This window comes from Pseudoalteromonas rubra (assembly GCF_004212645.1).
Classification (GTDB): Bacteria; Pseudomonadota; Gammaproteobacteria; order Enterobacterales; family Alteromonadaceae; genus Pseudoalteromonas; species Pseudoalteromonas rubra_G.
This window is the reverse complement of the sequence record NZ_PPUZ01000018.1, coordinates 45,278-68,667: the sequence shown is the minus strand read 5'-3', so window position 1 is coordinate 68,667 and position 23,390 is coordinate 45,278. Positions and strand designations below refer to the sequence as shown.

At 48.0% G+C, this 23,390-nt stretch carries 24 protein-coding genes; 19 read left to right on the top strand and 5 right to left on the bottom strand.

What is annotated here, in order from left to right; all coding sequences use genetic code 11:
- Nucleotides 1-67 precede the first annotated feature (67 nt).
- From C3B51_RS24165 to C3B51_RS07005, 14 genes are all read left to right on the top strand, one after another.
- Nucleotides 68-331: an ABC transporter six-transmembrane domain-containing protein gene (locus tag C3B51_RS24165; RefSeq protein WP_430929838.1), complete on the top strand. Its 264-nt coding sequence runs from the start codon at nucleotides 68-70 to the stop codon at nucleotides 329-331.
- Entirely contained in the window at nucleotides 318-950 is a 633-nt protein-coding gene (locus C3B51_RS07065; protein ID WP_430929837.1) for an ABC transporter six-transmembrane domain-containing protein, read from the top strand. The genes C3B51_RS24165 and C3B51_RS07065 overlap by 14 nt, the downstream gene beginning before the upstream one ends.
- Nucleotides 940-2,079: an efflux RND transporter periplasmic adaptor subunit gene (locus C3B51_RS07060; protein WP_130244590.1), complete on the top strand. Its 1,140-nt coding sequence runs from the start codon at nucleotides 940-942 to the stop codon at nucleotides 2,077-2,079. The genes C3B51_RS07065 and C3B51_RS07060 overlap by 11 nt, the downstream gene beginning before the upstream one ends.
- Nucleotides 2,076-5,168 (top strand): efflux RND transporter permease subunit, encoded by a 3,093-nt coding sequence (locus C3B51_RS07055; RefSeq protein ID WP_130244589.1) that lies wholly within the window; start codon nucleotides 2,076-2,078, stop codon nucleotides 5,166-5,168. The genes C3B51_RS07060 and C3B51_RS07055 overlap by 4 nt, the downstream gene beginning before the upstream one ends.
- A 54-nt stretch (nucleotides 5,169-5,222) precedes the next feature.
- The gene (locus tag C3B51_RS07050) at nucleotides 5,223-6,122 is read left to right on the top strand and encodes a helix-turn-helix transcriptional regulator (RefSeq protein ID WP_130244588.1); all 900 of its coding nucleotides are present in this window, start codon (nucleotides 5,223-5,225) and stop codon (nucleotides 6,120-6,122) included.
- Nucleotides 6,123-6,142: 20 nt separating this feature from the next.
- The gene (locus C3B51_RS07045; protein WP_130244587.1) at nucleotides 6,143-6,469 is read left to right on the top strand and encodes a gamma-glutamylcyclotransferase family protein; all 327 of its coding nucleotides are present in this window, start codon (nucleotides 6,143-6,145) and stop codon (nucleotides 6,467-6,469) included.
- 150 nt (nucleotides 6,470-6,619) lie between these two features.
- Nucleotides 6,620-8,365, top strand: coding sequence for a PAS domain S-box protein (locus C3B51_RS07040; RefSeq protein ID WP_130244586.1), 1,746 nt, complete (start codon nucleotides 6,620-6,622; stop codon nucleotides 8,363-8,365).
- A gap of 303 nt (nucleotides 8,366-8,668) precedes the next feature.
- Nucleotides 8,669-9,289 carry a substrate-binding periplasmic protein gene (locus tag C3B51_RS07035; protein ID WP_164519207.1) on the top strand — a complete coding sequence of 207 codons (621 nt, stop codon included), beginning with the start codon at nucleotides 8,669-8,671 and terminating at the stop codon, nucleotides 9,287-9,289.
- Nucleotides 9,290-9,404: 115 nt separating this feature from the next.
- Complete coding sequence (locus C3B51_RS07030; RefSeq protein WP_240701863.1) at nucleotides 9,405-11,432, top strand: amidohydrolase family protein; 2,028 nt, start codon at nucleotides 9,405-9,407, stop codon at nucleotides 11,430-11,432.
- Between the two features lie 71 nt (nucleotides 11,433-11,503).
- On the top strand, nucleotides 11,504-11,740 hold the full coding sequence (locus C3B51_RS07025; RefSeq protein WP_130244585.1) for a hypothetical protein: 237 nt from the start codon (nucleotides 11,504-11,506) through the stop codon (nucleotides 11,738-11,740).
- Nucleotides 11,741-12,142: 402 nt separating this feature from the next.
- Complete coding sequence (locus C3B51_RS07020) at nucleotides 12,143-12,571, top strand: hypothetical protein (protein WP_130244584.1); 429 nt, start codon at nucleotides 12,143-12,145, stop codon at nucleotides 12,569-12,571.
- Between the two features lie 110 nt (nucleotides 12,572-12,681).
- Nucleotides 12,682-13,035 carry a MerR family transcriptional regulator gene (locus C3B51_RS07015; protein WP_130244583.1) on the top strand — a complete coding sequence of 118 codons (354 nt, stop codon included), beginning with the start codon at nucleotides 12,682-12,684 and terminating at the stop codon, nucleotides 13,033-13,035.
- 61 nt (nucleotides 13,036-13,096) lie between these two features.
- Entirely contained in the window at nucleotides 13,097-13,669 is a 573-nt protein-coding gene (locus tag C3B51_RS07010) for an NAD(P)H-dependent oxidoreductase (RefSeq protein ID WP_130244582.1), read from the top strand.
- A 312-nt stretch (nucleotides 13,670-13,981) separates the two neighbouring features.
- Nucleotides 13,982-14,914 carry a hypothetical protein gene (locus tag C3B51_RS07005; RefSeq protein WP_130244581.1) on the top strand — a complete coding sequence of 311 codons (933 nt, stop codon included), beginning with the start codon at nucleotides 13,982-13,984 and terminating at the stop codon, nucleotides 14,912-14,914.
- Nucleotides 14,915-15,036: 122 nt separating this feature from the next.
- On the opposite strand, the gene fur is transcribed toward C3B51_RS07005, so the two are convergent.
- The 5 genes from fur to C3B51_RS06980 form a co-directional block, all read right to left on the bottom strand.
- Nucleotides 15,037-15,483: a ferric iron uptake transcriptional regulator gene (gene fur / locus C3B51_RS07000; RefSeq protein WP_054015203.1), complete on the bottom strand. Its 447-nt coding sequence runs from the start codon at nucleotides 15,481-15,483 to the stop codon at nucleotides 15,037-15,039.
- A 100-nt stretch (nucleotides 15,484-15,583) separates the two neighbouring features.
- The gene (gene fldA / locus C3B51_RS06995; RefSeq protein WP_125779772.1) at nucleotides 15,584-16,111 is read right to left on the bottom strand and encodes a flavodoxin FldA; all 528 of its coding nucleotides are present in this window, start codon (nucleotides 16,109-16,111) and stop codon (nucleotides 15,584-15,586) included.
- A gap of 14 nt (nucleotides 16,112-16,125) precedes the next feature.
- Nucleotides 16,126-16,404 carry a LexA regulated protein gene (gene ybfE, locus C3B51_RS06990; RefSeq protein ID WP_010384731.1) on the bottom strand — a complete coding sequence of 93 codons (279 nt, stop codon included), beginning with the start codon at nucleotides 16,402-16,404 and terminating at the stop codon, nucleotides 16,126-16,128.
- A complete protein-coding gene (locus tag C3B51_RS06985) occupies nucleotides 16,404-16,625 on the bottom strand; it encodes a DUF2788 domain-containing protein (RefSeq protein ID WP_046004500.1) in 222 nt (73 codons plus the stop codon). The genes ybfE and C3B51_RS06985 overlap by 1 nt, the downstream gene beginning before the upstream one ends.
- A gap of 86 nt (nucleotides 16,626-16,711) precedes the next feature.
- Nucleotides 16,712-17,485, bottom strand: a complete 774-nt coding sequence (locus tag C3B51_RS06980; protein WP_130244580.1) for an alpha/beta fold hydrolase — start codon at nucleotides 17,483-17,485, stop codon at nucleotides 16,712-16,714.
- A 125-nt stretch (nucleotides 17,486-17,610) separates the two neighbouring features.
- Here C3B51_RS06980 and seqA point away from each other — a divergent pair, with 125 nt between their 5' ends.
- The 5 genes from seqA to C3B51_RS06955 all read left to right on the top strand — a co-directional run bounded on the left by seqA (nucleotide 17,611) and on the right by C3B51_RS06955 (nucleotide 23,385).
- On the top strand, nucleotides 17,611-18,153 hold the full coding sequence (gene seqA, locus C3B51_RS06975; RefSeq protein WP_130244579.1) for a replication initiation negative regulator SeqA: 543 nt from the start codon (nucleotides 17,611-17,613) through the stop codon (nucleotides 18,151-18,153).
- 9 nt (nucleotides 18,154-18,162) lie between these two features.
- A complete protein-coding gene (pgm, locus tag C3B51_RS06970; RefSeq protein WP_130244578.1) occupies nucleotides 18,163-19,800 on the top strand; it encodes a phosphoglucomutase (alpha-D-glucose-1,6-bisphosphate-dependent) in 1,638 nt (545 codons plus the stop codon).
- Nucleotides 19,801-19,914: 114 nt separating this feature from the next.
- Nucleotides 19,915-20,946 carry a succinylglutamate desuccinylase gene (astE, locus tag C3B51_RS06965; RefSeq protein WP_130244577.1) on the top strand — a complete coding sequence of 344 codons (1,032 nt, stop codon included), beginning with the start codon at nucleotides 19,915-19,917 and terminating at the stop codon, nucleotides 20,944-20,946.
- A gap of 244 nt (nucleotides 20,947-21,190) precedes the next feature.
- Nucleotides 21,191-22,408, top strand: a complete 1,218-nt coding sequence (locus C3B51_RS06960) for a thiamine pyrophosphate-dependent dehydrogenase E1 component subunit alpha (RefSeq protein WP_125717483.1) — start codon at nucleotides 21,191-21,193, stop codon at nucleotides 22,406-22,408.
- The gene (locus C3B51_RS06955) at nucleotides 22,408-23,385 is read left to right on the top strand and encodes an alpha-ketoacid dehydrogenase subunit beta (RefSeq protein WP_046004494.1); all 978 of its coding nucleotides are present in this window, start codon (nucleotides 22,408-22,410) and stop codon (nucleotides 23,383-23,385) included. Before C3B51_RS06960 ends, C3B51_RS06955 begins: the two co-directional genes overlap by 1 nt.
- Nucleotides 23,386-23,390 lie beyond the last annotated feature (5 nt).

Genomic DNA, 23,390 nt, shown 5'->3' with positions numbered 1-23,390 from the left:
GGGACACTTTTTTAGTGCCGTGCTCTGTCACACTGGCCGTAAGTTTGTAGTACTCGCGGAGCCGGTTGTGAACCTCCATAATTCAATTTCATTTGGTGCGATTATTCGCACCAGCCCAGTTAAAATTCTGCTCACCTGGACTATGGTGATCTTAGAAAATATCTTGCTAATTCTATTACCGTTATTTATTGGTTATGCCATCGACGGTGTACTTGAACAGTCATTGACCCCGTTAATCTGGTTTGCCTGCGTTTTCCCTGGTAGTCGTCAGTATGCTCAGGCGCTTTTACGATACTCGCGTATTTGGCGCACTGAGGGTGAAACTGGCTGAAATGCTGGCCTTTAGACTGCGCGCCGCGCCCGTCTCGGTGAAAGATGCGCGCCTGACGATGTCACGGGAGCTGGTCGACTTTCTCGAAAATGATCTACCAGGGGTGTTTACCGCCGTTATTCAGCTAATTGCCACTGTGGTTATCCTGGCTGCTTTTCATATCTATCTGGCGTTCAGTGTGGTCTTTGCCGCAGGTTTAATGTGTCTGATTTATGGCCTGTTTCATGATCGCTTCACCCACTTAAACAGCAATTTGAATGACCAACTGGAGCAGCAAGTGTGGGTGCTGAGCCATCGGCCACTGGCTGCAGTGAGTGCGCATTTTGAGCGCCTTAAGCGCTGTGAGATCCGCCTGTCAGATACCGAAGCCTGGGTGTATGGGCTGATCTTTTTGGTGCTGTTCATTGCGGTGCTCAGCAATTTATGGATGGTCCAGCTGATCCCCGATATCAGTGTCGGTCAGGTGTTTTCCATCGTGACTTATTCACTGGAATTTGTCGACACAGCCATCATGTTGCCAATCACGTTACAGACGCTGTCGCGCTTAAGCGAAATTAGTAAACGACTGAATCAGCCCGTTGATTCGGTGACGAACCAGGAGGTTATCCATGACGTTTAAATTCCGAAAACCGGCCATCGTTGCCGCAAGTACCTTGCTGCTGGCGCTTGTGACCGTCGTATTAATGACGCCATCTGAGCCACAGATAGAGGCAGAAGAAGCACAACCGCCCGTTGTTTCGGTGTTAACGGTGCAGCGCAGCGAGCTTAATCCAAAGTTAACAATACAGGCCAACACGCAGGCCCGCTGGCCGTTGCAACTCAAAGCAACCAGCAGTGCCAGATTAGACTATTTAGGCGCGGACATGGAGCCGGGTAATCACATAAAAAAAGGTCAGGTGCTGGCGCGGCTTAACACCCGGTTACTTGAATCTCAGCTTGCCCAGGCCCAGAGCACAGTGAAACAGGCCGAGCTTAACTTGCAACAGCAGTTACATGAGCAGCAAGTGGCCAAAACCATGCGCCCGGGTGCCAGTTCGGCCTTTGCCAGAATGGAGCCGCACGTGGCTGCTGCACGCTCTGAGCTGGCACGCGCCCAACAGAATGTAGAAAGTGCCCGTCAGTTACTGGACGATGCCATCATTGTCGCGCCCTATGACGCCGTTATCACGCAGCGGCTGGTGAGCCCGGGTGAGTGGCTGGAAGCGGGACAAACGCTTTTTGAGGTGGTGGCCAGTGACAGCATTGACGTGCATGTGCCCTTATCTCAGCGTGACTGGAACAAAGTTGGCGCGACACTGGGTGAACAACCAATCACAGTCGTTAGCCGCACAGGCGTAAAATGGCCCGCATTCGTTCGTTATTTGTCACCTCAGGTGAATGCAATGACCCGTCAGCGTACCCTGGTGCTGGCGGTATCTGAGCCTTACCAGCACTCAACCCGGCTGCTGCCAAATCAACAAGTAGCCGTACATTTTGAGCTAATTACACACAAAGGTCTCTATAAGCTGCCACTGAGTGCGGTCGACCCGGACCAGACAATCTGGATAGTAACCGAGGCGCAGCAATTGCGTCAGGTCCCGGTGCAGGTGATTGAAGTCAGAGGGGACAAAGTGATCGCCTCGCTTGAAGGCGAGCAGCCTGATACCTTACAGCTGGTGCGTTATCCGCTGCGCTCCATGATGGCCGGTAAACGTGTCAGCACTCAGCCCGATGCGGTGCAGGTCGCAGATAAACAGGAGGCACTATGAGCTGGCTGAGTAAATGGTTTATCGACAATCCGGTGGCAGCCAACCTGCTGATGGCCATGGTGATCGCCGGCGGTCTGCTGGCGTTTGGTCAGCTCAGGGTGGAGTCTTTTCCACAGATTGCCCCATCGAGCATCAGTATTCACGTTGCCTATCCGGGAGGGACTGCCAGGCAGATAGATGAAAGTATTACCCAGCGCATTGAGGAGTCTGTCAGCTCAATTGCCGGTATCAAACAAATTACCAGCCAGTCTCAGGCGGGGTTGTCGAGCGTTACCGTGCGTAAAAAGCCCGATGCCGATCTTGGCAAGCTACTGGAAGAAGTGCGTAATCAGGTTAATGCGATCAGCCACTTTCCGGCGCAGGCCGAAAAACCCATAGTCACGCGCGACGAGTTTACTAATCTTGCAGCTTTTGTCATTGTCTCGGCGCCGCGCAGCGATGACGCATTGCAGCAGGTTGCCAGGCGTGTGGAGCTGGCCCTGAAAACACATCCGGATATTTCTAAAGTCAGCAACTGGGGCGCACGGGAGCCCAGACTATTAATCGAGCCCAGACCTGAAGCCTTGCAGCGTTATGGAATGACGATAGAGCAACTGGCCAATATCATGACTCAAATGTCACTTGAAACCCGCAGCGGTCAGTTGCAACACGAGGGCGGCCGTATCACTTTGCGCGGCGACGGTTATTTAAGTGCGCTGGGTGAGTTGCAGACGATGCCGGTGATCCAGAGTCCGTCGGGTGAAGTGACCTTAGCCGAAATTGCAACAGTGCGACGTGGCTATGAGCAAAGTGACGCCATTGTGCGAAACAATGGCATGCCGGGCATAGCACTGATGGTGAGCACCAGTCAAAGCGATAATCTGCTGGACGTCAGCGCAGCTATTCGCGATACCCTGGCAAAGCTCAGGCCTTTGCTTGCTGAAGACATTGAGCTGACCACTATGGCAGATATGGCGCCTTACATCGAAGAGCAGCTGCAACGACTGGGCACCAGTGCCTGGCAGGGGTTGCTGATAGTAATTTTGCTGTTGGGGGTGTTTTTAAATCTCAGGCTGGCATTTTGGGTGGCTGCCGGGATCCCGGTTGCCATTTGCGGCACTTTATATGGCATGCAGCTGCTGGATTACAGCCTTAACGACATCACTTTATTTGGGTTTATTCTGGTGCTGGGCATTTTGGTCGATGATGCCGTGGTGGTGGGTGAAGCCATTGAGGAGCATCAAACCAGTAACGCAAACTATAAACAAGCGGCGTACAGCGGCGTGGAGTCTGTGACGGTTGCCACTGTGTTTGGTGTGTTGACCAGTATTGCGGCGTTTTCGCCCATGTTGTGGATCAATAACGACTTGGCCAAGTTGTTTGCGGGGTTTTCGGCGGTGGTGATTCTGGCACTGTGTTTCTCGCTGGTTGAAAGTAAATTTATTCTGCCATCCCACCTGGCCGCAATGGCAAAAAAAGGAGCGCGAAGCGGCATAATTGCAACAATTCAGAATAAGGCGCGCTGGGCGTTAACTCAGTTTATTCAGCGTGTTTATAAACCTTTACTGCAATTGAGCCTGGATCATAAGCTTTCAACCCTGGTGATGTTTGTGTCGGCCTTTGTATTGGCATATGGATTGTGGCTTGGTGGCGCAATTCGCAGTACTTTGTTCCCGGAAATTCCGGGGCGCTATGTGACTGCCAAAGTGACGCTGGAAGAGGGCGCGCCATTAGGCTTGCAGGCGCGTGCCTTAAGCCAGCTTGAGCTGAGTGCACAAAAGACTAACCAGGCTTTGCAAGCTGAGTATGGTCTGAGCACAGCGCCGATGAACAATGTTCTGGCCTGGTCTAACGGCCATGGCGACATTGAGGTGACTGCCGAGCTCACATCCGAGGCTTTAAATGCCTTACCAGCAAACACACTGAGTGATGCATGGCGTGCGCAGACTGGCTTGATAGAAGGAAGCTATGCACAGCACTTCAGTGCCGCGGAGCCACCGGCGGGCGGGACATTTTTGGCGATTTCAGCCGCTGATCCGCAGCTGGCTAAGCAGGTGAGTGCAACACTTAGCAGCAAACTGGCAGGATTGCCTGGGGTTAAAGATGTGCGAGACGATCATCAGGCTGCGCAGCGGCAAATTCGCGTCAGGCTGAATGCATTTGGTCGTCAGCTGGGGCTGACTCAGGCACACCTGGCGCAACTGGTTGCCAATGCCCTGGGTGAGCGCGAAGTACATCGGCTCCTCTATCAGGCCCAGGAACTAAAAGTGGTGCTGCGGTTTCCACGGCACGCCGTGCGTACCGAACATGAATTGCTCGACATGCGGGTTATGCTCAATGACGGGCAAAGCGTGGCGCTTGGGGATGTGGCTGAGCTGCATGACGAATATGAACCTCAGACACTGCAGCGGCGTGAGCGCGCGCGGGTGATCAACCTCTATTGGTCTCAGGATCGCACCGCAGGCTCGCCGGAACAAACTCTGGCACTGCTGGCAAGCGACATTGAGCAACTAAACACTCTGTATCCTGACGTCAGGATTAAGCCGGCCGGTGAGTATGAAGAAATCGAAGAGGTCAGCAAAGGCTTTAAAGGAGCGCTTATTCTGACCCTGATGCTGATTTACGTGTTGCTGGCGATCCCGTTAAAGTCTTACTGGCAGCCGCTGATCATTATGGCCGTGATCCCATTTGGCTTTGCCGGTGCCATTTTTGGCCACGCCGTGATGGACTTACCGGTCAGTTTATTGTCGCTGTTTGGCATGATGGCCATGACGGGGATTGTGGTGAATGATGCGCTGGTGTTAATGACCCGTTTTAACAGCGAATATCGCAAGGGCACTGAGCCCGGACAAGCTTTAATAGTTGCCGGGACCGCCCGCTTCAGGGCCATTTTTCTGACCACAGTAACGACGGTGTGTGGCTTGTTGCCGCTGTTATTCGGTACATCGGAGCAGGTCCAGTACCTTAAACCCGCGGCGGTCTCGCTGGTGTTTGGTGAACTGTTTGCGACTCTGATCACCTTGTTTTTAATTCCTGTATTACTGGGGGCGTTTTACCGTAAGCCAAAACCCGTCACCGTGTCGCAGCAGGAGGTTGTTACAGCAGGTTGACTTGGGGCACCGCCTGGGTGATATTTGTCGCCCAGGATTCAGCTGTGAGCCCCTATGTCTGAAAAACAAGAACCCGCGTTTAATCTGGTGCCAGAGATTGCTTTGCTGGCGCCTTTACCCGAGCATATGCGCAATCGCTTTGAGCAGGCACTCTTGCTGATGCATGAGCAGCTTGAAGCAGGGTTAAGCTGGCAGCAAATAGCCAAAAAAAGCGCCATTTCTGCGTTTCATTTTCATCGTCAGTTTAGCAAGCTGTTCAATGAAACACCCGGGCGCTACCTGAGCCGCATACGACTGCAACATGCGGTGTATTATCTACTCTATCACGACCCCCTGTCTGTCACTGACATTGCGCAATTGTGCGGATTTGCCTCGTCACAAGCGCTGGCCAAGGCCCTTAAGCGTGAACTGGGGCTTACCGCTAAAGCGGTACGTTTGATGGGTCAACAGGCAACCCCGGCGCAAACCACCGTACTGCTCGACAAACTGGCACATCCGGGTAACGCAGGTTCACTGGAGAAGCAACTGGCGGAGGCATTGCCCTGCACGCTTGAGCGACTAGATGCCCGCTACATTAAGGAAATCGCCAGTGCAACCACAGACTGGGACCAAATATTAGATCAATATGGTGAGCAGTCTGTGGGTTTGCTGGGCGTTACTCCTTGCAGTGAACTGGAGAAAAGTTGGTCTGCGATTAATACTCAGATAGCAAGAATGGTCAGTCAGTCTGAGCCCTATGATATTGTCATTCCGGGCGGTGCGTATTTTTGTTGCCGCGCTTACTTGTTGTCGGACGTCGCCTACAGTCAGGTGCTCAGTACCCTGTTTGACAAAGCGCAAACCGCTGGGTACGAAATAGATCCGCACGGCTATTTTATTGAGCACATTGAAGAGGTGGATATGGCGCACTATGGTGGGATCACAATGCAATTTCAGATCCCCATACTTTGTTGATGGTTATCTCAGGAGGCACTATGGCGCACTTATTTGTCTATGGTACTTTGGCACCGGGCCGCGTGAATGCGCATATTCTGGCCGAACTCACCGGGCAATGGCAAAGCGCAACAGTAAAAGGCCAGCTACAAAATGAGGGGTGGGGCGCTAAGTTAGGCTATCCCGGTTTGATTTTGGATGAGCACGCAGGGGAGGTGACAGGTCTGGTATTTACTTCAGATGACTTGGATGCCCACTGGCAAAGGTTGGATGACTTTGAAGGTGCGCATTACACCAGGGTGCTAACGAATGCCCAGCTGGAGGGCGGCCAATTTATAGAGGTTTATGTATATACGCTTGCCCGCTAAAAATTGCATTATTCGGGTATGCCTAAAATTGACACTATTCCACAATTCGGTCTACGTTTAATTAACCGCAGTGTAATGCTGGTATGTTTATCTGCATAGCACATTAAACTTGTTAGCGGCGTGCTTTCACCTTTGCTCTGAGGTTAATTGATGATCCAGTCACTCTTTTTTAGTAAGTCGGACAATACTCGCGCGATCCTCGACCAGGCTATTGATGCCGTTATCAGTATCGATACACACAACAATGTTACCTATATGAATGCGGCAGCAGAAAAACTGTTTGGTTATGGCAAAACAGAGGTGCTGGGGAAAAACGTTAAAATGCTGGTGCCACGCGAATTTGCGACCAATCACGACCAGTATGTTAATGCCAATCGCAATGGCGGGCCCGATAAAATTGTCGGTACGTCTCGCGATATCCAGATTGAAACCCGCAGTGGTGATAAAAAGTGGTGCAGCCTGTCATTGTCTAAGGTGCGCCAGTCCGATGGCATTCATTACACTGCATTTATCAAAGACATTACGGTGCAAAAAGAAGCCCAGGAGCGCATTGACCAAACGCTCGAGCAGTGCATTGATGCTGTTGTATCTATTGACCACAACAACATAGTGACGTTTTTTAACCCTGCAGCGGAGCGATTATGGGGCTATCAGCGCGAAGAAGTTATCGGCCATAACGTTAAAATGCTGGTGCCCAAAGTTATTCAGGGCAACCATGATGAAATGGTCAACCGTAATCGCCGGACCGGCGAAGACAAAATTGTGGGCACGTCACGGGATGTGGAAATTGAACGCAGTGATGGTCAGGTGCTGTGGGCAAATTTGTCGTTATCTAAAGTAAATGTGGCTGGAAAAATCGCTTACACCGCTTTTGTTAAGGATATTACCGAAGAAAAAGCTCAGCGGGACCAGATTGCGCTGCTTTCCTTGGTGGCCAATGAAACCGATAACTCAGTGATTATTACAGACGCGAATGGGCTCATAGAATACGTAAACCCTGGCTTTACTAAGCTCTCTGGTTTTGAACAGCATGAGGTGCTGGGGAAAAAGCCCGGACATGTCTTACAGGGTAAACATACCTCGCCAGATACCAAAAAGCGTATCAAAAAAAACCTGGAACAGCGCACGCCGTTTTATGAAGAGATCCTTAATTACACCAAAGAGGGTGAGCCATACTGGATAAGTCTGGCCATTAACCCGGTTTTTGACGAGCAGGGCAGCCTGGTGCGCTTTGTCTCTATTCAGGCGAATGTTGACAGCACCAAGCGCGTGGCGCTGGAAAACGATGTACGCCTCAAAGCCATAGGCGAAGCCAATATTGTGCTGGAGTTTGATCCCCATGGCGAGTTGACGCTCATCAATCCGATGGGCCTTAGTGCGTTGGGCGCGACCGACAAACGGGCAGTACAACAAATGCTTAATACCTTATCGAGTTATCTCAGTGATGAGCAATGGCAATCTATACGCACCGGTCAGTTTGTTAAAACCCAGCTTACTTTGCCCACTGGCTTGAGTGAAGTGCAGATAGACGCCGCCATTTCTCCGGTATTAGATGAAGACGGCAAGCTGAATAAAATCTTGCTCTACGGTACGGATGTTTCTGAGCGTAACGCCGTACTCACTGAAACGCATCATGCCATGGAACAGGTATTGTCAAAAATCAGCACGATTATCAATACCATCAATAGCATTTCAGATCAGACCAATCTGCTGGCGCTCAACGCGGCCATCGAGTCGGCCAGGGCGGGCGATGCGGGCAGAGGGTTTGCTGTGGTTGCAGATGAAGTCAGAAGCCTTGCGATGCGCACCACAGAGTCGGCCGGAGAGAGCGGTGGACTGATTGATGAAACACGTCATCATGTTGATCAGTTAAGTAGCTACATACAGTCAAAGTGAAGTGAGCGCAGCACTGAGCAGCCAGAAAGTAATCTCAATCAAATGGGCTGCATGGAGTAAATGTAAGCCCTTGTTGGGCTTGCAGCGATAGTTTGCACTACATTGTATATTTTTTGAGGTGTAGAGCATCTGAAAAACAATCTCAGACGTATTAAAGAATACATGTTGTTATGGTTATTACACTCTTTAAGTCGGTTATAAATGCGTTTCGCTAACCTTTGCTTTTTTATTGTACTTTTGCTGTACTCAGTTGCAGTTGCAAGCCAAAATGCTCAGATGGCGGACCTTAGTAAAATCAAAATTGTGACTGAAAATTTGCCGCCCTATCAAATGCCAGACCAGCATGGCAAAGTTCAGGGAGTGGCTGCCAAAAAGGTCAATAAGTTACTGTCCGATTTGAACATTAAAGCCGACATTCAGGTTATGCCATGGGCCAGGGCTTATAAAATAGCAGTGAATGAACCGGGGACCTTGATTTTTTCTATTGTCAGAACACCTGCCAGAGAGGACTTGTTTCACTGGCTGGGTGTATTAATGAGCACCAAAACCTACCTTATCTCATTGCGCAAAAGATCCGACATTAAAGTTGAGAGACTGTCAGACCTGCTTAACTACAGGGTCGGGGTAAAACGTGATGATGTCGTATTCCAGTACTTACAAAGCAAGGGGATGCTAGACACCATTGTGGTGTTGCCCGAGACATTTGTCACAGTAAAAATGCTGCTAAAAGGCCGCGCCGATATCATAGCTGCCTCACCAATACACCTTGACTACATGTGTGAGAAAATAGGCTGTAAGCGCAGTGATTTTCGCTTTTTGTTCGAACTGGATGAGCTTAGCAACGATTTTTATCTTGCAGCTAACAGGCAGACCTCAGCTGATATTATTTTACTGCTCCAGCAAAAACTCGCTGAGCAGAACTAAGTTATCACAAGTGATTTCCCGGTATGAATCAGCTGATTATTTCAGCGGTTCTAAGAATTCGCGGCTGAATATGATATAAACATCCTTGATTACAATAATATTTAAGGAAAACAGAGTGAAACAGTACATCACAAGGAGCTGTGCAGCACGACATCTGCTAACAGCAACCACCTTTTTATCTGTCATGTATCTGCCCTCGTCACTGGCCGAAACCATAGTCAACAACATCTACTCAGAAAAGGGGCTTGCGGGCACCATGAGCCAGACTCAGGTGGATAAAAATACTTATACGTCTGAGTCTCGATTTGGCTGGAACAACCGGCGAATTATACTGGATGAAACGCTCAAGCTTGATGATAAAGGCCGGGTACTTGCGTTTAAAACCGAGGGGCAGTCGGCTTTTGGCGCGAAGATCAGTGAGTCTTATAAATGGGAAAATGGTCACGCAAAGTGGCGTAATGATGACGAGCAGGGCAGCACCAAAGCGGCCCACCCTCAATTTTATGTGCCGAAAAATAGCACGTTGGCGATAGATAACGCCTTGATCCGTTATATGATCAAAAACGATCTGAAAAAGACTGACGTGTTGCCCTACGGAAAAGTGACTTTGACTAAGCTGGATGAGGTAAAGCTGGGTGACGAGCAAGTCTACTTGTATGCCAAGTCGGGGTTGAGTATGACGCCGGATTTTGCCTGGTATGACAAATCGGGTAACTACTTTGCGCAGAGCTGGGGTGGCATGTATGTGATCCGCGATGGTTTTAATAAAGCACAGTTTGAGCAGCTAAAAACCCGTCAGCTTAAGGCCGAGCAGGCATACCTGGAAAATCTGTCGGAGCAACTTACCGAGTATCATCCTGCGTTATTACTGGATAAAGTGAACGTGTTTGACGTGGATACCGGCACTGTGCTTAAGGGTCAGCAGGTGTTAATTGAACAAGGCAAAATCGTTCAGATTGCACCGGCGATTAAGATTAGTAACCAAGTGGCAAAAGTGAATGGCGAGGGTAAAACCCTGATCCCGGGCCTGTGGGACATGCATGGCCATTTAAGTAAAGATACCGGGATCCTGAACATTGCCACCGGTGTCACCAGCGTACGAGACATGGGCAGTGAGCATCAAAACCTGATGGAGATCCAATCTTTATTTGATACGGGTAAAGTGCTTGGCACACGCGTATACCGAGCCGGGTTTATGGACAAATACAGTGAGAACTCTGCCGGTTTAAGTGTGAAGACCCTGACAGAGGCGCTCGATATGGTCGATTTTTTCGCCGACAATGGCTATGTTCAGATCAAGCTATATTCTTCGATTGCTCCTGAGTGGGTAAAACCGATTGCAGAGCGGGCGCACAGCCGTGGTCTGCGTCTCAGTGGTCATATTCCGGCCTTTATGACGGCAGAGCAGGCAGTGCACGCGGGATATAATGAGATCCAGCATATCAACATGTTGTTTTTGAACTTTCTGGCGGGTGAAGAAGTCGACACGCGCACCAAGCAGCGCTTCTCCTTGATCGGTGAAAAAGCCGCAGACATGCCAATGACAGGCGAGCAAATGGACGCCTTTATCAAGCTGCTTGCTGATAAAAATGTTGTCATAGACCCGACCGTGTCTACCTTCAGAAGTCTTTTAATGAGTCAAAATAAACAAATTGATCAGGAGTTTGCCGAAATCGCATCACATCTGCCCCCCAACTTTGTACGCAGCTTGAAAGGAGCGCAGATGCAGGTAGACGACGCGCACCGAAGTGCCTATCAGAATTCGGGCGAAGCTATGCTAAAAATGGTCAAAATTCTTTATGACGCCGGTGTACCTATGGTTGCAGGCACAGATAGCGTACCCGGGTTTACCTTACTGCGGGAGCTTGAACTGTACACGCTGGCCGGGATCCCTGCGCCAGAGGTGCTGAAAATGGCCACCATCGACAGCGCCAGATTGATGGGGGTTGCACACCAGACCGGCTCTGTAAGTGAAGGCAAAGTGGCTGATCTGATCCTGGTCGACGGCGATCCGAGTCAGGATATCAAAGCACTACGCAAGCTTGCGCTGGTGATCAAAGGCACGCAAGTATTTAAACCGGAAGCTATCTTCGATCAGATCGGGATCGCACCCTTCACTAAAGCAAGTCGCATCGTACTTTGATGTGTGAGTTGCAAGCTAGCACGTCACCAGCTTGCGCTTAAAACCGACAATAAGTGGAGGCGTACACTACTGTGAAAAAACGTTCGACAGCACTGTCTGTAAATGACTTGGTAAAAGACTATCCGATTTTCTGTGCCGTTACAGGCTGGCATTTCAGATGCCGGGAAGTGGGCCCAGGTCAATATCTTGCTGAGGGACGAGATCAATGTGGTCGAAGTGTTAGTGCACACGGTACAGATCATAATGCCGCACTTGCTGACTTTACTCGGTTTGCACGCGAAATTCAACATCGCGGACGCTCTTCTTAATTATGGTATTTCCATGAAGTGTTTATGTATTAGTCTTTTGTGATTGATTTTCGAACAAAACACCAACACACTGTTTGTTACCAATATTGGTGCAATCATGTAAAGGTGAAAATAATGACATTAGTACTCTACAAGAAGAAGGTAAAAAAAACTGTCTGATCAGAGGCCCTCAACGCTTATAAAACACACCTGACTGGCGGAGCGATTTCTGCGATGGGATGCGCTCCAATTTCAGATCCAAACTATTCATGTCCTGTGTCTGTAAACGGATATCGCTGCTAAATATAAACTAAACTTAAGGGCAGGCTAGACTATCAAGGTCGGCCCTTGATCAATTAAGTGTTGTACAAAAAAAGCTGAGTCAGGAAACACCGTTAAGAAAAGCCTTAAGGAGCAAGCAAAATGGATTATAAGCATACTCAGATTGGTATCGCCATATTGGCGATTATGGGTACATCTGCATTGGTGTTAGCCTACGCCAGCATTGCTAAACCCGAGGAGCCAATTGGCTTCGCTTTTGTGATTGTAGGCATCATCGCCATATTATTTTGCTCATTAACCATTACAGTAGGAGAAGGCCAGATCCGCTGGTTTTTCGGCCCCGGCTTCTGGTGCAAATCACTCGATTATAGCCAAATTCAGTCAGCCCGTATTATAACAACCAAATGGTATTATGGCCTGGGTATTCGCTTGCTATCCACTGGTTGGTTATACAATGTTTCCGGTTCAAACGCCGTAGAGCTCAAACTGAAAGATGGCACCACCGTTAGCTTGGGCACTAACGAGCCCGAAAAACTACTCGCCGCGATTGAAAAAGTGCTTGAAAGCTGATGGTATATGGGGGGTTGGCCTTTCCTAACATTCTTGCCTGGCACTACTTAACCATTTACTATTATTTTGGTTTTAATTGACGCAGGCGTCGTATTTTCAAGGAAATAACAGTGTATATAGGTGAAGTGGCAAAGAAGACCGGTTTATCCGTTAAAGCAATCCGGTTTTATGAAGAGAAAGGCTTGATCATAGCGCCGAAGAGAAAAGGGGTGTATCGGGTTTATACCCCAGAACATATTGAAGTGTTGAAACTGATCTCAGAAGCGACGGAGCTGGGAGTGACCCTGGCAGAGCTGAAGGGAGTAATTAAATATCACAATGGCAGCGCAAATTGGACGGAGATTAACGCATTCCTGGTAGTTATAAGGCAAAGACTTGAAAACGAGCTGCATGTTCTTTCTGAAAAAATAGCCAAGCTAGATGTTTGCATAGGTTCAATCAATTCTTGTCAAAAAACCGCTTGACTCTTCCCCTAACGGGAGACTCTAAGATGTTCATTGTTTACCTAAATTAAAGAGGAAAATAATGAAAAAAGTCTTACTGTTAAATGGCAACCCAAAACAAAGCAGCTTTACTCACAGTCTGAGCTCTGAGTATCAACACCAGGCTGAAAAATCGGCAATGGTCCGTCGCTTCAATTTGTCAGATATGAATTTTGACCCAAATTTGGCTTACGGCTACGATGAAGTTCAGGCGTTGGAAACCTGCCTGAGCGATTTTATTGAAGCCCTAGTTTGGGCCGAACATATTGTAATCATTACACCTGTCTGGTGGGGCGGATTGCCTGCAAAACTCAAAGGGCTATTTGATAGGAGCCTTTTACCCGGAGCGGCGTTTTCTTACCAAGATGACAGTGCCAGCGTTGTACAATTGTTGACTGGTAAAACGGCGAGAGTCATATTAACTATGGATGCGCCGCAAGAGTTTGCTGCACAACAATCCAGGCCGGTCTTAGAGCAGTTGGGCCTTTATACGTTTGAATTTTGCGGTATAAACAAAGCTGAAGTGACTTTATTTGGGTCAGTTATCCTATCTGATGAGAGTCAGCGAATGAGTTGGCTTAAAGAGGTACAAACGCTGGGAATGGATATAAGTTAGCAGCTAAGCCGACAGCCGTCGGCTTTATTCTCTGTACTTTTGCCACATCGCTACTTTGCTATTTGTTTAATAAAGCGGTATCAACAGCGAAGAAGAGGCTGGTCAGTTTGATGATGTCTCATATTTACCAGTCGTAGCTTGGCGTGTTTTCAAATACATCGATATTTTTTTGTTGTGAAATCCTCAAGTATGTACCTGCAATGAATGCAAAGTAGGGAAACCAAAGTATTGTGTAGTGCAAAAGCTGGTTTTCGTGAAGTTGGGTCACTGATTGTAAGTAATTGTTTTATTGTCTTTTTAATTAAAATATAAGTGTTAATGTTGGTTTGCCTTTGGATGGCAATAAATATTCAATTACTAGAAAGGACAATCAGTATGAGAAATAGAATAAAAACACTCGTAAAAGTATCTTCACTTATCGCATCCAGCGCTATGACAACGGTATATGCACAAGACAGTTCACCTATGTCTTGTTACTGGCAGGTAGAGAGTCAAAATGAACTTGGTATTTGGGAGCGCCAGCTCTGTAGCAATCCACAGGATGCCAGTTTACCAGACGTGTTTGTCGCAAGCAGGGGAATTCTGCGCAGCGAAAACTTTTGCAGTGTTAGTTGGTTTGACGGTTATCGCACTGAGCTTAAAGGAACGGTTGAGGTTGAGGGAGATAAATCTTCCTGTTACGGTCACTCAGTTTCATTTCGCCCCGAGCCAGAGACGCGCATTGTTGATGGTATTCAGGAGCTGCTTCTGAATTGCCGTTGGGATAAACAAGCCAACAACTTTCACAAATTAATGTGTGATGAGGTTGACGGAGGGTCTATGGAGTTTCCAGTGGCGACCAAATTGCAAGCAGAAAACTCAGGTCGCTGTGTAATGAGCTTCAACTCATTGACATTAGATTTTTTCCAGGGCGGTAAAGCAGTTATTGATCAAGAGCCAGCTTCAAACGCCTGCGATACTGGGCCAGTTTATTTCAGGCCATTCCCTGCTATGCGACTTTTTGACGGGGTTGAAGCCTCTTTACTTCAGTGCACCTGGCAAGACATCAGCGACAGTGCGCGTGTGAAGGTTTGTTCCAACGTCGGTGCCTCTAACAAGCAGGTGACAGTTGCATTTATGGTGAATGGGCAACAGCAGTCTATGCTTGATTCTGCAAATCGTGGCTTGAAAACAGGGCAAATTATTGAGGATAAAACGCTTAACCCAATCTATCCGCCGCTATATTTTAGGCCCAGCCAAAACTAAGCAAAGCAAATGCGCGCCAAATATCTAGAGTGAATCTGGATATATGATAGCGCCATTATATCAAGGCATGCACACAAAAAAGCCGACAATAGTCGGCTTCTTCAATTAAAACAATTACTTTATTAGTTACCGTTTTCTTCAGCGTATTTTTTACACGCTTCCACGTCGCTGCACTCACCGTACAGATAAAGAGAGTGGTTGGTCAGCTTAATGCCGTTGTCTTTGGCAATCTCTTCCTGACGCGTTTCAATCACATCATCTTCAAACTCAACGACTTTACCACACTTTAAGCATACCAGGTGGTCATGGTGTGTACTGCCTGACAATTCAAATACAGACTTACCACCTTCGAAGTGGTGACGGGTCACAATGCCGGCGTCGTCGAACTGGTTTAACACGCGGTAAACGGTCGCAAGACCGATTTCTTCGCCTTTATCCAGCAGGATTTTGTATACGTCTTCGGCACTGATGTGCTGGTTATCAGGACACTGCAGGATCTCTAAGATCTTAATACGTGGCAGGGTAACCTTTAAACCCGCTTTTTTTAGCTCTAAGTTGTGATCAGTCATTAATCTGTCTCAATTTGTCTAATTTCAGTTACTACTTAAGTCTAGCACGACACAGACTTAAAAATAGTGCGCTTGGGATACTAAACCGAATAGGCCTGGCTTAGTCTTCCAGCTCGCTTAGGCACATTTCTTCATATACCTGAGCAGACCACTTTTTAACGCGCTCTTCGGTGAGCTCTGGCTGACGGTCTTCGTCGATACCCAGACCCACAAAGTGACTGTCGTCTACCAGGGCTTTAGACGCTTCGAAGTCATAGCCTTCTGTCGACCAGTTACCGATCACGATTGCACCACGTTCTGTGACGATGTCGTTGATCATACCCATTGCATCGAGGAAGTACTCGGCATAGTCTTCCTGGTCACCGCAACCGAAGATTGCGACCAGCTTGCCTTCAAAATTGATCTCTTCCAGCTCAGGGAAAAAGTCATCCCAGTCGCACTGAGCTTCACCGTAGTACCAAGTAGGGATACCAAAAAGGATCAAGTCGAACTCTTCGATATCTGCTTTGCTGCTCTTGGCAATGTCTTTTACGTCGACTAATTTTTTGCCCAATTCTTTTTGGATCATTTTTGCAACGTGTTCGGTGTTACCCGTGTCACTGCCGAAAAAAATACCTACGCTTGCCATTAACTACTTACCTTTTATCTATTAATCGCTAATTTTTCTTGCAAAATGGTTTCTATCAGCGCGCTACGACTGATGTTTTGCTCTTCCGCCATATCACTCAATGCCTGATATAGTTCAGAGGAAATTTTAAACTCGACGCGCTTTAACCCTCTTGCTCTGTCTCTTTTAATCTGATTGCGCTTGTTGATCTTTAGCTGCATCTCTCTGGGGAGAGGATTTGTCTTAGGCCGACCAGGGCGCTTTTCATTTTCAAACAAGTCGATAGTGGTTCTATCTAATTCAGACTTGGCCATTAACCAACACCCGCACCTTGCCAAAATACTTGTATCAGGCCCTTGGCGATAAAGCCTGAGCACCCTAAAAATAGCACTAACCAGACAATGTATCGACCAAACTTGGGCACGTCTCCTTTCTTTAGGACGTCCTGAATGGCCATACCTATAAAGAAGAAAATCCCGGCGAGAGCAAAGTAAAGACCAATGGTTTCAAACTCATTCATAAATTCGTTGATCATCTTTGCACTACTCAAAACATAAACGGCGGCTACTATAGCATACCTGTAACCGATAAATTAAGTTTGCAGAGAAAAAACTCAGGCAATTATTGAATAAAATCAATAATTGAACGATTGACGGCTTGCGGCTTTTCTGCGTGCAGCCAATGTCCGGCACCTTGAATGATTTTCGCTCTGGCATTGCTAAAGGCTTGCATTATGGCGTCTCTGTGCTCTGCCAGAATATAATCTGAGTTGTTTCCTTTCAGGAACAGAGTATCACACAAACAAGAATGAGTAGTATTTATATTTGAGATGATTTTATCGTAGTTAGCTTCGATGACAGCTAAGTTAAATCGCCAGGTAAGCACGCCTTGTTCGTCTTTTGCCAGGCTCTTAAGTAAAAAGCCGCGTACACCTTGCTCTTCTATATAGGTTTGCATGATGGCGTCAGCTTCACTGCGGCTTGCCACCGGTACAGAAGCGACGGCATTGAGCGCCTGCATAATGGTATCATGACGCGGGTGATAATCTACCGGTGCAATGTCCATGACCACTAGCTTATTAATTTTATCTTCATTGAGCATCGCGACTTGCATGGCCACTTTACCGCCCATGGAATGACCAACCAGGTGTGCTTTTTCTATTTCCAGGTGGTCGAGTAGAGTAAGCACGTCCTGCGCCATGCTGGGGTAATCCATCACATCACTTTTGAACGACTGGCCATGATTTCGTAAGTCCAGGTTTATAACAGTAAATGACTCACTCAGTGCGCGGGCTATAATATTCAGGTTCTCCAGCGAGCCAAACAGGCCGTGGAGTAACACAACTGGCTCGGCACTGCCCAGCGGCTGTCCCGATAATTTGTAGTTAAGCAACATAATACCTCCGGATCCGGCGCATAGTTTGCCAGTGTTGAAAGCAAAATCATAGCCGTAGAGGAATAAGTTAAATTTAGATATAATCCCGTGAAGATGCAGTAGATGTATAAAATGACAGGACAAGCATGAAAAAAATAGAAATAGATGACGAGCTATATCAGTACATTGCCAGTAACACGCAAAGTATTGGTGAAAGCGCTTCCCAGATCCTGCGTCGTTTATTGAACCTGAACTCTGTGGCGCAGCCCACTCAGGAGACCGAGCAAACCGCTGAGGTAACTGCTCAACCAGAAGTTGAGCAACAGCAAGCGTCGGTTTCAAACGAATCTTCAGGCAATGTATTTGATATCCTTAATAAGGAAGAGCTGGCTATGCAAAAAGGCGTAGTCGGTCGCTTCTTGTTTATTCTGGCGGCGTTTCATCGCAGTCACAAAGCTGATTTTCAGAAAGTGCTGGAAATCAAAGGGCGAGATCGCATTTATTTTTCGACCAGCAAAGCTGCGCTGCTCGAAAGCGGTAGTAGTACGAACCCGAAAAACATTGCAGACAGTCAGTATTGGGTTATGACAAACTCAAACACGACGCGCAAAAAAATGATGTTGCACGAAGTTGCGCTCATACTTGGTTATTCGGCGCAACAAGCAGAAACTATCCGAGACTACCTATAAGGAAATGTGATGGCAAATCACCCCAATGCAGGCAAACCAGCTCCATTAAGTCAGCTGGCAAATATTCCCAAACTGGTATCGGCTTACTATTTGAATGAGCCTGATCTGGAACAAAACCCGGAGCAGTGCGTTGCTTTTGGCACATCAGGTCACCGAGGTTGTTCTTATAACGTGAAATTCAACGAATCTCACATATTGGCTATTACCCAGGCTATCTGTGATTACAGAAAAGCCAACAATATCTTTGGTCCGCTGTTTTTAGGCAAAGACACCCATGCCTTGTCGGAAGCTGCGTTTAACTCGGCTATCGAAGTGCTGGTTGCCAACGAAGTTCATGTAGTAACGCAAGAAAACGATGACTACACACCAACCCCGGTGATTAGCCACGCCATTGTGTGTCATAACAAAACACACCCGCATGAGCTGGCCGATGGTATTGTGGTCACGCCATCGCATAACCCGCCGGAAGATGGCGGCTTTAAATATAACCCACCCAATGGTGGACCTGCCGACACAGACGTCACCAAGTGGATTGAAGATCGCGCCAATCAGCTACTGGTCGAAGACTTAGTTGAAGTTGAACTGTTCCCATTTGCAAAAGCCAGCCGCTCTGGATTTGTAAAATACGTCGATTTGATCACACCTTATGTAGAAGACCTGGCAAATATTGTCGACCTCGAAGCCATTGCAAAAGCGGGCGTACGTATTGGTGTTGATCCGCTGGGCGGCTCTGGCATCAACTTCTGGCCGGTGATTGCCAAGCAATACGGGTTAGATCTCACGGTTGTGAATGAGCAGGTTGACCCTCGCTTTGCCTTTATGCCTTTGGACAAAGACGGCAAAATCCGTATGGATTGTTCTTCGCCATTTGCCATGGCCAATCTGGTAGCGATAAAAGACGATTATGATATTGGCATTGGTAACGATCCCGATTATGATCGTCACGGTATTGTCACTAAAGACGGTCTGATGAATCCGAACCACTTCCTGGCTGTGTCGATAGACTACCTGCTTAAGCATCGCGACTGGGACAGTGAGATTAAAATTGGCAAAACCCTGGTTTCCAGCGCCATGATAGATAAAGTGGTTAAAGGTAACCAGCGCGAAGTGTACGAAGTACCGGTTGGTTTCAAGTGGTTCGTTGAAGGCCTGAGTGAGCAATGGCTGGCATTTGGCGGTGAAGAAAGCGCCGGCGCATCCTTCCTGCGCCGTAACGGTGAGGTCTGGAATACAGACAAAGACGGCTTTATTCTGGGCTTACTGGCTGCGGAGATCCTGGCTGTGACCGGTAAAACGCCGTCACAATACTACCGAGAACTTGAAGCGCAATATGGCGCGCCAGTTTACAAGCGCATTGATGCACCGGCATCACCTGAGCAAAAAGCCAAACTGAAAGCCTTGAGCCCACAAGATGTCACGGCCAGCACGCTTGCCGGTGACGCCATCACAGATATTCTGACTGAGGCACCAGGCAATAGTGCCGCCATCGGCGGGTTAAAAGTGGTGACCGAGTCGGGTTGGTTTGCGGCTCGTCCATCAGGCACCGAAGACATTTATAAAATCTATCTTGAGTCGTTTAAAGGCGAAGCGCACCTTGCTGAGCTGGAACAGGCGGCCAAGACATTGGTAGATAGCGTGATCCGCTAACTATAAGTGATAAAAGGCCATACATTGTGATGGCCTTTTTTTATACCTACTATTTAGTTGCTGAAATATGATCCCTCAGCGACGCTCATTTCTCTCACAAAAGGTGATGTTCGTATGTACCTTGATACGTTAAAACAAACTGGAGACTTCCTGACTCTAACTCGCAATAACGAGTTCTCCCTTGCCGCTGAGCAATTTACGCTAAGCAACGGCACTATTGTTGAAGTAAAAGACACAGGTGTTATTCAGTTTACGCCTGCCACTTATGGTAACAAAGACATCGTGTTGTCGAGCGCGGTGCATGGCAATGAAACCGCTCCTATCGAAATATGCGACGAGTTTATTCAGGATGTGATCCTGGAGCGCATTACACTGGCACACCGTGTGTTATTTGTGTTTGGTAATCCCAAGTCCATCAATATCGCAGAGCGTTTTGTGGATGAAAACCTCAATCGACTGTTCAACGGTGCCCACGAAAACCGCACCGAAAACCCGGAGCAGATCCGCGCTGCAAAGCTTGAAGGCTATGTACGCGACTTTTTCACCAGCGTGCCAGAGGGGCGATATCGCTGTCACTATGATCTGCATACCGCCATTCGGGGCTCCAAGAACGAAAAGTTTGCAGTGTATCCATTCCTGCATGGAAAGCCATGGAAGAAATCACAGCTGCAATTTATGCTGGCCTGCGGCGTCAATACTATTTTGATGATGCGCTCAGCAGCGACTACCTTCAGCTACTTTTCATCTTTTCAGTTTGGTGCTGACGCCTTTACGGTTGAGCTGGGGCAGGTGAAGCCTTTTGGCCAAAATGATATGTTACGTTTTGCCGCAGTAAAACAAACACTAAAAGCATTAATTAGCCAGGAAAGAATCGAATTTGGTGAGTTTAATGCAAACGACTTCGAGTTGTTCCAGGTGCATCGTACGATAAACCGCACTTGTGAGGCGTTTTCATTCCCATTCCCTGATTCTGCGGTAAATTTCACCGGCTTTGCGAAAGGCGAATTGCTCGCAACCGATGGTGATACGGACTACTTTGCAGAAGTTGAGGGCGAAGCCATCATCTTCCCGAATGCTAAAGTCGCGCTGGGTCAGCGTGCATTATTGACTGTGATCCCGCTGGAAGTAGACGAAAACTTCGTGTAACCCTCTGTAAATAAAGCGCTTAATAAAGCGTATCAAAAACTTTCCACCGCAAAATGTGCAAATTAACGGTTATTCATCTAGGATTAGTTGAATAACCGTTTACGTTAACGTAAAGTGGCAAAAGCTTTAATTTAATTAATTTGCATTTACCGCACTAATTATTCAAATCTCTAACCGCGGATCCGGCCCATTTTAAGCGGCTTTGGCGTTGCAAATTAGTTATGACAACAAGAGAAGGTAGGTTATGACTAACCCCAATAACATATCGTTGAATATCAGCCATGCGCTCGAATTTATCGATGGCCATGCGCTTAACATCCCGACGCTGAAAATTCTCAGCGAAGACGGTGAGATTTTGGACGGTGCAACGGCACCTGAGTTAGACAAAGACACGGCGTTGCGTATCTATTCTACCATGCGTTTTATCCGCCTGCTGGATGAACGTATGCAGGCTGCTCAGCGTCAGGGTCGGATCAGCTTTTATATGCAGTGTCTTGGTGAAGAGGCTGCAATTACCGCCAGTGCGGCTGCGCTAAAACAAGAAGACATGATTATGGCGCAGTATCGCGAGCAAGCGGCGCTGCACTATCGTGGATTCTCGCTTGAGCAGTTTATGAACCAGCTGTTCTCTAACGAAAAAGACCTGGGTAAAGGTCGTCAGATGCCAGTTCATTATGGCTCAAACGAATTACACTACCTGACCATTTCATCGCCACTGGGCACACAGATCCCGCAAGCAACGGGCTATGCGTACGGCCAGAAGCTGAAGCATATCGATGCGCAAAGCGGTGAGTTAAGCAGCGAAATTGACAACGTCACCATTTGTTATTTCGGGGAAGGAGCCGCATCGGAAGGCGACTTCCACGCTGGTTTGAACATGGCCGCTGTGCATAAGGCTCCGGTACTGTTCTTTGCCCGTAACAATGGTTACGCCATCTCTACGCCAGCTGATGAACAGTTTAAAGGCGACGGGATTGCCTCTCGTGGTGTTGGCTATGGCATTAAGACCATTCGTGTCGACGGAGCGGATACACTAGCGGTGTATGCGGCCACGCAAAAGGCCCGTGAAATTGCAGTAACGACAGGCGAGCCGGTATTGATTGAATCAATTGCTTATCGCTTAGGCGCGCACTCTACGTCGGATGACCCGTCGGGTTACCGTACTAAAGACGAAGAAGCCGAGTTTAAGTCAAACTGTCCGGTTGCCCGCTTCAAGGCCTGGTTGCTAAAACAAGGCTGGCTAAACGAAGAAGAAGACGAAGCACAAAAAGACAAGATCCGTGAAGAGATCTTGGCTGCGCTGAAGGTGGCTGAAAAGGTTCAAAAACCGGCACTGGAAGAGCTCGTTTCTGACGTTTACGATACGCCTATCCCGGCACTACAAAAACAATACGAAGAACTTAAAGAGCATATTAAACAGCATCCGGATGCGTATCCAATCACGGCTGGGAGGATAAAATAATGGCTAAAATGAACATGCTGCACGCCATTAATTCGGCGCTAGACATCACTATGGCAGAGCACCCTCAGGCGTGTATTTTTGGTGAGGATGTGGGTTATTTTGGCGGTGTATTCCGTGCCACTTCTGGTTTACAGGAAAAATACGGTAAACACCGTGTGTTTAATACACCACTGACTGAGCAGGGGATCCTGGGTTTTGCAAACGGTCTGGCTGCTTTCGGTGCCCCAGCGCTTGCTGAGATCCAGTTTGCTGACTACATCTTCCCGGCGTTCGACCAGATAGTAAACGAATCGGCCAAGTTCCGTTACCGTTCAGGTAATGAGTTCAATGTCGGCAATCTGACCATTCGTACACCATACGGCGGTGGTATTGCCGGTGGTTTGTATCACTCACAATCACCCGAAGCTTATTTTGCTCATACGCCAGGTCTGAAGCTGGTCGTGCCGCGTAACCCGTATCAGGCAAAAGGCCTGCTACGCGCATGTATTAAAGACGATAACCCGGTCATTTTCTTTGAACCAAAGCGTTTGTATCGTGCTTCCACGGGTGAAGTGCCTGAGGGCGATTACACCATTGAAATTGGTAAAGCCGAAGTAGTGAAAGAAGGTAAAGACGTGACACTACTTGCCTGGGGCGCACAGATGGAGATCATTGAGCAGGCAGCAGCCAAGGCAGAAGAAGCCGGGATCAGTTGTGAAGTCATTGACTTGCGCTCAATTTTACCTTGGGATGTTGAAACCATCGCTAAGTCTGTAACTAAAACCGGTCGCCTGGTTATCAGCCACGAAGCACCGATCACGAATGGCTTCGGCGCAGAAATCGCAGCGACCATCCAGAAAGAGTGTTTCCTGCATCTTGAATCGCCTATCGAGCGTGTTTGTGGTCTGGATACGCCTTATCCGCTGGCGCTGGAAAAAGAGTATGTACCGGATGCACTTAAAGTATTCGCTGCAATTAAGAAGTCAGTAGAGTTTTAAGGGAC

Coding starts and splice junctions, on each gene's coding strand:
- C3B51_RS07060 (WP_130244590.1), top strand. CDS start 940: ATGACGTTTAAATTCCGAAAACCGGCCATCGTTGCCGCAAGTACCTTG.
- C3B51_RS07055 (WP_130244589.1), top strand. CDS start 2,076: ATGAGCTGGCTGAGTAAATGGTTTATCGACAATCCGGTGGCAGCCAAC.
- C3B51_RS07050 (WP_130244588.1), top strand. CDS start 5,223: ATGTCTGAAAAACAAGAACCCGCGTTTAATCTGGTGCCAGAGATTGCT.
- C3B51_RS07045 (WP_130244587.1), top strand. CDS start 6,143: ATGGCGCACTTATTTGTCTATGGTACTTTGGCACCGGGCCGCGTGAAT.
- C3B51_RS07040 (WP_130244586.1), top strand. CDS start 6,620: ATGATCCAGTCACTCTTTTTTAGTAAGTCGGACAATACTCGCGCGATC.
- C3B51_RS07020 (WP_130244584.1), top strand. CDS start 12,143: ATGGATTATAAGCATACTCAGATTGGTATCGCCATATTGGCGATTATG.
- C3B51_RS07010 (WP_130244582.1), top strand. CDS start 13,097: ATGAAAAAAGTCTTACTGTTAAATGGCAACCCAAAACAAAGCAGCTTT.
- fur (WP_054015203.1), bottom strand. CDS start 15,483: ATGACTGATCACAACTTAGAGCTAAAAAAAGCGGGTTTAAAGGTTACC.
- fldA (WP_125779772.1), bottom strand. CDS start 16,111: ATGGCAAGCGTAGGTATTTTTTTCGGCAGTGACACGGGTAACACCGAA.
- ybfE (WP_010384731.1), bottom strand. CDS start 16,404: ATGGCCAAGTCTGAATTAGATAGAACCACTATCGACTTGTTTGAAAAT.
- C3B51_RS06985 (WP_046004500.1), bottom strand. CDS start 16,625: ATGATCAACGAATTTATGAATGAGTTTGAAACCATTGGTCTTTACTTT.
- C3B51_RS06980 (WP_130244580.1), bottom strand. CDS start 17,485: ATGTTGCTTAACTACAAATTATCGGGACAGCCGCTGGGCAGTGCCGAG.
- seqA (WP_130244579.1), top strand. CDS start 17,611: ATGAAAAAAATAGAAATAGATGACGAGCTATATCAGTACATTGCCAGT.
- pgm (WP_130244578.1), top strand. CDS start 18,163: ATGGCAAATCACCCCAATGCAGGCAAACCAGCTCCATTAAGTCAGCTG.
- astE (WP_130244577.1), top strand. CDS start 19,915: ATGTACCTTGATACGTTAAAACAAACTGGAGACTTCCTGACTCTAACT.
- C3B51_RS06960 (WP_125717483.1), top strand. CDS start 21,191: ATGACTAACCCCAATAACATATCGTTGAATATCAGCCATGCGCTCGAA.
- C3B51_RS06955 (WP_046004494.1), top strand. CDS start 22,408: ATGGCTAAAATGAACATGCTGCACGCCATTAATTCGGCGCTAGACATC.